Origin of the sequence: Saccharospirillum sp., from assembly GCF_040881935.1 — a bacterium.
In the GTDB taxonomy this organism is placed as follows: domain Bacteria; phylum Pseudomonadota; class Gammaproteobacteria; order Pseudomonadales; family Natronospirillaceae; genus Saccharospirillum.
The window spans coordinates 51,587-63,450 of record NZ_JBBECH010000083.1 but is presented as its reverse complement, the minus strand read 5'-3'; the positions used below and the strand labels follow the sequence as shown (position 1 = coordinate 63,450).

The following is an 11,864-nucleotide window of genomic DNA, read 5'->3' as shown; positions in this document are numbered from 1 at the left end:
CACGAGTTCTTACTCGACCGGGGGGTGGATTTCGCCGCACTGGCGCGCGATGGGATCAACCTCGTGGTCGTTCGTGCCGAGCTGGATTACAAGCGCTCACTGACTAGTCAGGATGAGTTCTCCATTGGCCTGAACGTAAGCATGATGGACCGGGTTCGGTTTGTGTTCGAACAAACCGTGATTCGCCATTCAGACAAGGCAACCTGCCTGAACGCCAGGATCATAGCAATCGCCCTGAATCAACGCGGACGACCATCAATCCCCCGCGGCCTGATTGCGCAGCTTTGCCGCTAGTCGCTCGCCCAGCACTGTCGGTTTATTTAACACTTAGGATTGACATCTGTGATTCAGGTCTCGCTCCCCGGAGTTCATAGCCTAATGGCATAGGCTTTGCTAAGTAGACTATTGCCCATCATACCACCACAGGACGGTAGTATATGAATTCGCCAAAGCAGTATGTGAACCCTATCAGTTGCGTTAAACCCCTACTTAAGCCCCTGGCGGCATGCATGATGCTTGCAGCACTATCAAGCACCAGCCTTGCCTATGTAATTACCGACTCCGGTAGCCTTAACGGAACGGATGTTGGCGGACTCGACGGTGTGCTTTCTATAACCAGTACACTGGCCAATTCCAACCCGACAACAGAAACCACCTGGGTCAATTCAGTGTTGGGTGGTACACCGGGACTGCAGTATTCGGTAAAAGACGAAGACGTCAGTCTGCATAACACCGATGGCAGCAACGTCTTCGCGTTCTCCCTGAGCGAAGAACCCGGCTATTACCTCATCAAGAACGCCAAAGCCTGGGCGCTGATGTCGAACGCCGCCAGCCTTGAATGGGGAGTTTTTCAACTGGCTGACCTCGAGCCCCTGTTCGATAAAAACAGTAACGGGAAACTCGATGATTGGGTGATTAGCCATGTTATCCAGTTCTCAGTAGAGGTATCCGAGCCAGGCTCAATAGCCCTGGTTGGCCTCGGTCTCGCTGGGCTCGTATTCAGCCGGCGTCGATTGCGCACCACGCCTTAACTTCAACATACCCAAACCGAGATCGACAACTGGTTATTCAACCGTAACAGACTTGGCCAAATTGCGAGGCTGATCGACATCTGTACCCTTGATGATAGCAACGTAGTAGCTCAGCAACTGCAAAGGCACGGTGTACAACACCGGGGCGAGAATATCATCGATCGGTTCCAGTTCGATCAGCTTAAGGCCATTACCGGCCGTAAAATGTGCCCCTTTATCGGCAAACACATAAAGCTGACCACCCCGTGCGCGCACTTCTTCCATGTTGCTGTGCAGTTTTTCCAGTAGGTCGTTATTAGGCGCCACCACAATCACCGGCATATCGCTGTCAATCAACGCCAGTGGGCCGTGTTTCAGCTCCCCGGCAGCGTAGGCCTCGGCGTGGATATAACTGATTTCCTTCAGCTTCAGCGCACCTTCCATTGCGATCGGGTATTGAGTGCTGCGACCCAGAAACAGCGCATGGTGTTTGTCGGCAAAATCTTCCGCCAGATCTTCGATGGTCTCCGCCAACGTCAGCGCCTGCTTCATCTGTGCTGGCAAACCGCGCAAGCCCTGTACTATTCGACCAATCACGGCCCGGTCTACACCCCGGTGCTTGGCAACGCTCAGCACCAGCAACATCAGCCCGATTAACTGAACAGTAAAGGCTTTGGTGGAGGCTACGCCAATTTCAGCACCGGCCCGCATCATGTAAGCCAGATCCGATTCACGCACCAGCGATGAACCAGGAACGTTGCAAATGGCCAGCGTTGAGGTGTAACCCAAGTCTTTCGCCAACCGCAAGGCCGCCAGGGTGTCGGCGGTTTCGCCCGACTGGGAAATAGTGACAAACAAGGCGTTTTTCGCGACAACGGATTTGCGATAACGAAACTCGGAAGCAATCTCTACCTGGCACGGCACACCGGCGACTTCTTCAAACCAGTAACGCGCCACCAGGCCCGCGTGATAGGACGTACCGCAGGCAACGATCTGCACGTTCTCAACGCCCGCCAGAATATCATTGGAGCCCGCACCAAAAGCCTCGGTAACCACATCGGTTTCAGTAATTCGACCTTCCAGAGTATTGTTGATGGCATTCGGTTGTTCGTGAATCTCTTTCAGCATGAAATGCTTGAACGGGCCTTTGTCGCCGGCATCGTGTTTGATGTCGCTGGTTTGGCTGACGCGTTCGACCACCTGATCGTCTACATCCACAATGTGTACGCTGCGACGACTGATCTCGGCCACATCGCCCTCTTCCAGAAATATAAATTGCTGTGTAACGGGCAACAACGCCAACTGATCGGAAGCAATGAAGTTTTCACCAATGCCCAAACCGATTACCAGCGGCGAACCGGAACGCGCGACAACCAGTCGTGACGGGTCACGCCGGTCCATCACCACAGTGCCATAAGCGCCGACCAGTTGCTTGCGCGCACGCTGCACCGCTTGCAACAGGGATTTTGCAGTGCGCAGTTCTTTTTCAATCAAGTGCGCGATAACTTCGGTGTCGGTTTCCGATAAGAATTCAAACCCATCCTGTTCCAGCTCCTGACGCAAGCGACTGTGGTTCTCGATAATACCGTTGTGCACCACTGCCACGTTATCACCCGATACATGAGGGTGAGCATTACGCTCGTTCGGTTGGCCGTGAGTGGCCCAACGGGTATGAGCAATGCCGGTACCGCCTTTCAACGGGGTTTCCTGTAGAGCGGTGGCGAGCTCACTGACTTTGCCAACACGACGCACCCGATGCATTTGCTCGTCATCAATGATCGCCACGCCTGCCGAGTCGTAGCCCCGGTATTCAAGACGACGCAACCCTTCTACCAGAATCTCTGCCACATCCCGTTGTGCTACTGCGCCTACAATGCCACACATAGTTTTGCTCCTTGTAATTCGCTGCCAACGGTGTCCGGGCAGCTGTAAATCGATTGTGTTTGCCCGGTTTTGCGGCGTTAAGTGCAGCCCGGGTTGCGGTAATGCTTGTCTCTACTAACGGCCAACACCCAGGCTCGCCGGTCGTGTTTACTGCTTGGCCGGACGCGTCCAGCCAGGTACCGTCACCTGACGTGCCCGGCCGACGGTCAATTTTTCGGCCGGCGCGGTTTTGGTCAAAACCGATCCGGCCCCTACAAAGGCACCGGCCTCAATGGTGACTGGCGCGACTAATGTGCTGTTGGAACCAACAAAGGCACCGGAGCCAATTTCGGTGACATATTTGTTCACCCCATCGTAATTGCAGGTAATGGTGCCAGCACCGATGTTGGCACCTTCACCAATAACGGCGTCGCCAATGTAACTGAGGTGGTTTACTTTGCTGCCAGCGCCAATAAGGGCTTTCTTGGTTTCTACAAAGTTGCCCACCTTTGCCCTTTCTGCCAGTTCAGTTCCCGGACGCAGACGGGCAAAGGGGCCAACCGTCGCTCCGGCGCCCAGGTTGGCACCATCGATCACAGTGTTGGCCTCCACCACGGCATCGTCACCGAGCCGGGCATTGCGAATGACACAGTTTGGCCCGATACGAACCCCGGCACCCAGCTTGACCTCGCCTTCAAACACCACGTTAACGTCAATCAGACAGTCGGGCCCGACTTTAACATTGCCGCGAATGTCTATGCGTGCCGGGTCCATCAATGTTGCGCCTTCAGCCATCAGGGCATTGGCGGCCCGGTGCTGATACCAGCGCTCCAACACGGCCAGTTGCTGTCGGTTATTTACGCCCAGGGTTTCTTCCACATCCAAAGGCTGAACTGCCTGAACGGTAATGCCTTCGCTGACCGCCATACCAATTAAATCAGTCAGGTAGTATTCACCCTGAGCGTTGTCATTATGGAGTCGCGGCAGCCAGGCATGCAGCATCCAGGCGGGCAGGGCCATAATGCCACTGTTGACTTCGGTAACGGCCTGCTGCTCCGGGGTAGCGTCTTTGTGTTCGACGATGGAAACCACCTGCCCGTGATCATCACGCACGATGCGACCGTAGCCCGCCGGGTCATCCAGCTGCACCGTCAACAGCCCCATGGTTTGCTCGGTCACTTGTTCTATAAGCGTCTGCAGGGTTTCTGCCCGGGTCAGAGGTACGTCGCCATACAGCACCAGCACCGCACCGGATTCCGGAACACCCGGCAGAGCCTGAGCAACGGCATGCCCGGTGCCAAGCTGTTCCGCCTGCAACCAGAACCGGGCAGAGGTGTCGCCGAAAGCCTGTTTGACCAGTTCGGCGCCGTGGCCCACTACCAGGTGAATGTCATTACTGAATTGACATGCCGTTCGATAAACGTGACGCGCCATCGGCACGCCTGCAACGCTGTGTAACACTTTGGGCAGGCGGGACTTCATCCTTGATCCTTGACCCGCCGCTAAAATGACAACACTGACATCCATTTCTTTCTCCTAATATCCGGACATTAACTATTCGCTGCATTCTAGCGTCAAGTCTTCAGGTCGCAAGTGAGCAATTGTCAGAATTTTCCTGACAGGCAAAATCAGACTGCATCGGCTACCTGCCAGAAAACCCTTTTAAATGACCCGGCAGTGCTCTCGGCTGATGCTGAAAACGACCTCAACGGTCAGGAATCACCGTCAGTATTTTGCTGAGTGGTATTAGTTCCGGAATATTTGAGAACTGGTTCCGCAATCTACCTCGAACGCGTCAAATTTCACACGGAAAAACACCGAAAAACAGTCACTTTTGTTACCGATGACGGCATTTTTGTCAGTGTTTTGCAGCTTATGAACTCCGTCACAGGCTGGATCGCCGCCTCTCCGTATGATGTCGCACATCCACTTATAAACAGACTTGGTCTGAAGGCTAAACTATATGACGGCACGACTACTGATAATGTGCACCACATTGCTGGCGCTGTATGGCTGCCAGATTGAATCGACTGAGTTTGGATCGGCCGATGCTTCCAATGGCAATGGTTCGCTGACGCTGTACTGGTCAGCCCCGGTTGAGCGCCTCAATGGCGAGCCCATGGACTTCAACGATGTCGGCGGCTATGAAATTCGTTACCGTGGTACGAATTCAGATAACTACACCAACGTCGTCATCAACAACGCCGCCGTTGAACAATATTCGTTCGACAACCTGGCAAACATCAATAATCTGGTATTTGAAGTCGCCGTTTTTGATGCCAACGGTATTTACAGTGAGTTCGTTGTCGCTCAGGGCAGTTAACCTACACTATTGAACCGACGGGATTCGTCCCGTAGCAAAGACCAGGGATCTGGTCACCCCTTCTCTCTCAGTCCACCTCCCCTCTTTCCACTTCGCTCTTAAGCATTCAGCTTCCTGATCGACCAACATCCACTGGCAAATCACACTGCGAGTAATAGCAGCCTCACCGAACTGTCGGATTTCTTAACAAACTTTCCATTTGTCGATCGAATTAAAACGCAGTCCACTTGCGGGCTCTGGCTTTTGTATTATCGTACGAATTCAGATGCATACGTCGGCCCTCCACTGGAAGCATGAATGGCAGTAATCAACCCAGCGAAATAGCAACTGGGTTCGCGCCCGCTAATCGCGCCTTCACTCTCAACTACCTATCCGAAATTGTAAAGTTTCTCGTCTACCTTCCTCACCCTGTCTTGACTTAGCGCTATACTGTTGTCTCAACCAAGGATGAACAGTGTTCTGCAAAGAACCGCTCAGGGAATGCACTAACGGCCTATGAATTATCTCTCGGTCACCTATACAGTTATCAGCACGGCCACTCTTATAACGGCCTGTTTGCTGCTGGCCATGGCCTATCGGTCTCGCACCCAACGCTGGCAGTGGTCACTGACACTCGGCATCGCCGCCCAACTGATCTGGCTGATCGCCCTGTTGGGCAGTTATTCGCTCACCACCAACCTAACGACCTGGCTATTAACGGCCGAAGTGCTGCGTTTTACCGGTTGGTTCGCCGCCATGGGCTGGCTGCTGCAAGGGCATGCCACCTGGTCGCAATGGCCCCGGGCCACGCAGGGTCTCGCCCTGCTGTTCATTGCCCTGGTCGTTGCAACCTTGCTGGTGATCTGGCAGCTCGGCAATATCACCCGCCTGGCGGCGTCGCTGTATATTGCCATGGCCGTTTCAATATTGATTATGACCGAACAAACGGTGCGCAACGTTCGCCCGCACCGATTGATCAAACTCCTGGCTATATGCCTGTCGCTGTCTCTCGTGGCCGACGTGCTGGTGTATGCACAGCAGCTGTTCTCCGGTTCCATTGCCACGCTTGCCTGGCAAATGCGCACCGCCTCTGCCTGGCTTTTGGCGGTGGTCCTGCTGCTCGGCACCCTGCTGTTTCGGGACTACCAGAACCACCGTCCTCAACTGCAATTATCCCGCCCGGTTTTCTTCTATTCTGCGTCCGTTCTGTTCACTCTGGGGTTTGTAGCGCTCGCGGCCATAGGTGGATCTTACGTTAAATTACTGGGCGGCTTTTGGACTGGCTATCTGTACACTCTGTTTTCATTGATTGTACTTTTCCTGGCTACCGCGTTGTTTGTATCCAAAGAGTTAAGACAACGCTTCGAGGTGATGGCCAGCAAACACTTTTTTAACCAGAAATACGATTACCGGCTGGAGTGGCTGACACTGATCCGCCGGCTATCGGACCTCGACCCGTCGCACCGCCATTACCATCAGCAGTTGCTGTCGGTTATCTGCGCTGCGGTTAAATCCAATGCTGGCGCGTTGTGGATCAACAGCGGCCCTTCATTGTCGTTTAAAGCCTCAACCATGAACCAGGAGTCACTTCCGCGGGAAGTATCACTGGGAGATCGGTTTGTTCGGGTTATGGTTAAACATGTCTGGATATTCGTCCCTCATACCGACAACCCCAGCCTGGCCATGTACAACGACAACCTGCCAGACTGGGTGCGAGAGGACACACGCATCTGGATCATGGCACCGCTGATCAACCAGATGAAAATGACCGGCTTCGTCATACTGGAACAGCCCATTGCCGCCCCCAATATTACCTTTGAAGACCTCGACCTGCTGACCAACGTTTGTACTCAGATCGCCAGCCACATTCGTTTGCACGAACAGGAAAAACTGATCAGCGAAGGGCAGCAGATGGAAACCTACCACCGGCTATCGGCGTTTATCATGCACGATGTGAATAACGTTGTGGCCCAGCTGGATCTACTGCACCGCAACGCCGAACGCCACAAAGCCAACCCGGCGTTTATCGACGACATGATCAAAACCGTCGCCAGTTCTGTGCGCCGCATGCAGGGGCTGATGTCAAAATTCAACCCCGCCGGAATCGAAGACCGGCGCCAGTTGCAGGTGCTGGAATTGCTGCGCGAACTGGTCACTGAATGCAGTGATCGCGACCCGAAACCCGAATTGCTAACGCAGGATGACTTTTCCATAGACGCTGACCGGCAAAAGTTCATGCTGGCCATTAAAAATCTGATTCGCAATGCACAGGATGCCACGCTACCCGGAGGTCGTATTACGCTGTCTACCGGAATGTCGCCCACCGGCGCACCCATGCTGAGCATTAAAGATACAGGCACCGGCATGCCGCTGGAGTTTATTCAGGATCACCTGTTCAAGCCATTCAGCACCACCAAAACAGACACCGGCGTTGGCATTGGTGCCTACCTGACCAAGACGTATCTCGAACATATAGGTGCCTACGTGCGGGTGAACAGTGAGCCGTTTCAAGGTACCGAGTTCGCCATTGTGTTCAGTACCAATGGCCAGTAACCCACGAGGAGAGCCCATGGAAGCGCTCGATAGAATCATACTGATCGTAGAAGACGACGAGGGACTACAGAGCCAGTTAAAATGGCATTTTGACGACTTCGAGTCGACCCTGATTACCGCCCGGGTCCGTACCGAGGCGCTGAATGCCGTGCGCATGTACAGTCCCAGCATTGTCATTCAGGATTTGGGACTGCCACCCGACGACGGTGGCGTCAGCGAGGGGTTTGCCTGCATTCGCGACATTCTTGCCATTGCACCCGATAGCAAAATAATCGTAATGACGGGCAAGAACGATCACAAAAATGCGCTGGACTCCATCGCCGCCGGCGCCTTCGATTTCTATTTTAAACCGGTCGACCCGGAACGGCTGAGCATCGTGGTCGACCAGGCCTTTCGCATCGCCCGACTGGAGCATGAAAACCGCTCGCAGCAAATTTTTTTCGAACCGATCGCTGGCCTGGTGACGGCCGACGCAACCATGAAGCGCGTCTGCCGTATGGCAGAAAAAATCGCCCAGTCTCCTGTTACTTCAACCTTGCTGGGTGAAAGCGGTACCGGCAAAGAAGTTCTGGCCAGAGCCATACACGCCCTGAGCGACCGAAAAGACCGACCCTTTATCGCGATCAACTGCGCCGCCGTACCCGAAAACCTGATCGAAAGTGAACTTTTTGGTTTTGAAAAAGGCGCGTTCACCGGTGCGGGTAAAACCACAGAAGGCCGTATCGAACAAGCTAATAGTGGCACACTCTTTCTCGATGAAATTGGTGACATGCCACTGCCATTGCAGGCTAAGCTACTGCGGTTTCTGCAAGAGCGGATTATCGAACGGGTAGGTGGACGCAAAGCCATCAGCATCGACGCGCGAGTCATTTGTGCAACCAATAAAGATCTGAAATCCATGGTCACCGTGGGTAAATTCCGTGAGGACCTGTACTACCGAATTTGCGAGATCGTGGTGGACATTCCCCCCTTGCGCAACCGGGGAACCGATGCCCGCCTGCTGGCCAAGTTCTTCCTGCAAAAATACAGCCGGTCCATGAAACAGCGCAGCATGCGGTTTTCAGACGACGCGCTCGCCGGAATCGATTCGTACGAGTGGCCAGGGAATATTCGGGAAGTTGAAAACAAGGTAAAACGGGCCGTGGTACTGGCCGACAATTACATACTGACGGCCGAAGACCTGGATCTAAAAAGCGAAGGCGACGACGTGCTGAACCTGAACCTGCGCAAGATCCGTCAGTCTGCTGAAGTTGAGGCCATTGACCAGGCGCTGGCGCTGAGCGATTACAATGTCTCCATGGCCGCCAAAATGCTGGGCGTAACCCGCCCTACGCTGTACGACCTCATCAAAAAATACACCCTGAATACAGACAAAAAAGCAGAAGAAGATCCGCTGTGAACATAGGGGTATGTTCTCTACAACCGGCGCATCCATTCATCACCGAAACAAGGACGGTATACTCATGATCAGAATTACCCAGCACCGCGGTGCCACAACGACGAGCGCCACACGCCGACCGCTCATGTGCATTACCAGCGTAGCGTTTGCGCTGGTAATCGCCGGTTGCAACGACGCCCCTAAGAGCGAAGTCAGCAGCAACCATGTGCAGCGCAGTCAGTCTTATGAAGCACAGGGACAGTACCGGGCGGCGATGATCGAGCAACGCAACGCCATTCAGGCCAACCCTAACGACCTGGATAACACCCACCGTTACGCCAGGCTGCTGCTTACCATTGGCAGCCCGAGCAGCACCCAAACCTTGCTGGAATCGGTCAGCGATCGCGAAACGGATGAAACGCGGTATTTGTTGGCGCAGGCTTACCTGAGCCAGGGCAAATTTATCTCTGCCAATACCGCACTGGCGCGCGTGGAAGCGCCCGACGACAACCCGGCCACACAAGGCAGACTGCAAGCGCTTGTCGATTATCAGAGTGGCCAGACGCAAGCGGCCGTGCAGCGCCTGACCCAACTGCATGCCGACTACCCGGACGACATTGAGGTGACGCTCGCCCTGGTCACCACCCTGACCGATACCGGCCGGTACGATCAGGCCAGCGCCCTTATTGAGCAATTGCCAGACGAACGAAAAGCCTTACCTCAGATCAACTACCTGGCGGCCCGTGTTAATTACCAGAACAATCGACTGACACAGGCTGAAGCTCACCTGACCCAGGCACTCATCGATCTGCCCACCACCGACATGATGCTGCAGACCCGGATTCAGGTACTGGAATTGCTGTCGTCTGTACTGACCGAACTGGGCCGACCTACAGAGGCCATGGCTTACAACAGCATCATTCGCGACGCAAACCCGGAAGCCTATTCCGCCCAGCAGCAATACCGGGAGGCCATTACCGCTGCCAGCCGGGGCGACGTGCTCAGCGCCAAAAACGCCTTTCAGGATATCCTGAATCAGTTTCCGGCTAACAGAAACGCGGGCATGATGCTGGGTTTGCTGACCCTGCAGAATGGTGAGGTAGCCGAAGGTGAGCTGCTGCTGTCCGAGCACCTCGACCCGGAAACCGCCCCCACCACCTTCGTGCAGGCAGCGGCACTGGCTCAGGTTGAACTGGGCCGTAGCCGGGAAGCGCTCGACGTACTGAGCACAGCCTTGCTGGCACGCCCCGACGACGCCGACCTGCTCGGCCTGTACGGCGCACTTTTGCTGCGTGAAGGGCGAAACCAACTGGGCGTTCAGACACTAAACAAAGCCCTGGAACTCGAACCGAACCGCAGCCGGCTGATGCTGATGCTGGCGCAGTACTACACCGAACACGACCAACCCCAGCTTGCACTGGGCCACTTGCGCAAGGCCTACGCAATCAACCCTGCTGACTGGTTAACCACTCAGTTCTACGTGACTACCCTGGTGGCGGAAGATGAAATGGAAGAAGCACAGCGTGTTGCCAACGAGTTAACCGAAGCGTTCCCCGAGGCGCCCCAGCCTTACTGGATCAGTAGCATGCTTGATTATCGCCAGGGCTATACCAGCCGCGCCCTGATTCAGATGACCTCGTTACTGGAAGATCACCCCGAGTTTACCGATGCCTACCCGGCCACCGCTCAACTGATGCGACAGCAAGGCCAGACACTGGCGGCAACCGACCTGCTAATGCGCGGCTATAGGGCAATTCCGGAACGACCCGACCTGCTGGAAGCAGCACTGCAATGGCGGACCGAGACCACGTCGGACACCGACACCCTTAATTGGCTGCTGGAGCAAGCGGCTAACAGCCCGCAAGACGTTGCGCTGCAACTGAACAGCGTTGCGATGAACCGTTTGCTGGCCCAGGGCGATTTCGCTCGGGCAGGTGAACTTGCTGAACAATATCAGGGGTTTGATCATGCACCGGCGCGGGCCATGACCGGCCAGTACTTCCGGGTCCGGGCGCAACAAGCGGCCAGCCAGGGCAACTGGGCTGACGCCGGGCGCTGGATAGAACAAGCAGAACAACGCCAGCCGCAAGACCTTCAGACCCAGTTTCTTGCCGCGCAAATCGACAACAGCCAGGGTCGCACCGAAGATGCCAAAGCGCGTCTGGATGCCTTGCTGGCAAGTCGCCCAGACAACCATAGCATCGTCGCACAGAAAGCCCGGCTCATGGCGGCCAACAACGAGCGTACCGCCGCACTTGCCTTCCTTCGAGAATACTGGAACCGCTCACCCAGCGCTGAGCTGGCAACCATTTATGTAGCACTGGTGAGCGAACTGGAACAGGATCGACTGTTAATGGCACTCGAACAATGGCACCAGGTTGACCCCGAAGCCGCGGCCCCCTGGTTCATGAAAGGCAATTACTACCTGAGCCAGGAAGCCGACAACGATGCCATTACCGCTTACCGGGAAACCCTGAGCCGGGACGAAAACCACATTGCCGCATTGAACAACCTGGCCTGGCTGCTGCGTGAAGACAGCCCGACCGAAGCGCTGGACCTGGCTGCACGCGCGGTCGGTATCGCACCGGAGAACCCGGGCATCCTCGATACCTATGGCTGGTTACTGCACCTGAACGGCGACCACCAACAAGCCGTCACCGTTCTGACCCGGGCCCGGCAACTGGCACCCGACAATGCAGATATTGAACAGCATCTGCGGGAAGCGGAAGAGAGCAACGGCGCCCCAGCCTGATGCAGA

General features: G+C 55.2%; 8 protein-coding genes. 6 read left to right on the top strand and 2 right to left on the bottom strand.

Annotated elements, in window-relative coordinates; translation table 11 throughout:
• Both WEB54_RS15625 and WEB54_RS15620 read left to right on the top strand, forming a co-directional pair.
• Positions 1 to 294 (top strand): acyl-CoA thioesterase (locus WEB54_RS15625; RefSeq protein ID WP_368056638.1); only part of this gene is annotated, 294 nt, incomplete at its 5' end.
• 215 nt (positions 295 to 509) lie between these two features.
• On the top strand, positions 510 to 1,031 hold the full coding sequence (locus WEB54_RS15620) for a PEP-CTERM sorting domain-containing protein (protein ID WP_368056637.1): 522 nt from the start codon (positions 510 to 512) through the stop codon (positions 1,029 to 1,031).
• A gap of 33 nt (positions 1,032 to 1,064) precedes the next feature.
• Here WEB54_RS15620 and glmS read toward each other — a convergent pair whose 3' ends face one another.
• On the bottom strand, positions 1,065 to 2,894 hold the full coding sequence (gene glmS / locus WEB54_RS15615) for a glutamine--fructose-6-phosphate transaminase (isomerizing) (RefSeq protein WP_368055369.1): 1,830 nt from the start codon (positions 2,892 to 2,894) through the stop codon (positions 1,065 to 1,067).
• A gap of 147 nt (positions 2,895 to 3,041) precedes the next feature.
• Positions 3,042 to 4,400 carry a bifunctional UDP-N-acetylglucosamine diphosphorylase/glucosamine-1-phosphate N-acetyltransferase GlmU gene (gene glmU / locus WEB54_RS15610; RefSeq protein WP_368055367.1) on the bottom strand — a complete coding sequence of 453 codons (1,359 nt, stop codon included), beginning with the start codon at positions 4,398 to 4,400 and terminating at the stop codon, positions 3,042 to 3,044.
• Between the two features lie 436 nt (positions 4,401 to 4,836).
• Between glmU and WEB54_RS15605 the strand changes: the two genes are divergently transcribed.
• From WEB54_RS15605 to WEB54_RS15590, 4 genes are all read left to right on the top strand, one after another.
• Positions 4,837 to 5,196 (top strand): fibronectin type III domain-containing protein, encoded by a 360-nt coding sequence (locus tag WEB54_RS15605; RefSeq protein WP_368055365.1) that lies wholly within the window; start codon positions 4,837 to 4,839, stop codon positions 5,194 to 5,196.
• Between the two features lie 495 nt (positions 5,197 to 5,691).
• Positions 5,692 to 7,728: an XrtA/PEP-CTERM system histidine kinase PrsK gene (prsK, locus tag WEB54_RS15600; RefSeq protein ID WP_368055363.1), complete on the top strand. Its 2,037-nt coding sequence runs from the start codon at positions 5,692 to 5,694 to the stop codon at positions 7,726 to 7,728.
• 16 nt (positions 7,729 to 7,744) lie between these two features.
• Entirely contained in the window at positions 7,745 to 9,127 is a 1,383-nt protein-coding gene (gene prsR / locus WEB54_RS15595) for a PEP-CTERM-box response regulator transcription factor (protein ID WP_368055362.1), read from the top strand.
• Between the two features lie 64 nt (positions 9,128 to 9,191).
• The gene (locus tag WEB54_RS15590) at positions 9,192 to 11,858 is read left to right on the top strand and encodes a tetratricopeptide repeat protein (protein WP_368055360.1); all 2,667 of its coding nucleotides are present in this window, start codon (positions 9,192 to 9,194) and stop codon (positions 11,856 to 11,858) included.
• The last annotated feature ends 6 nt before the right edge of the window (positions 11,859 to 11,864 follow it).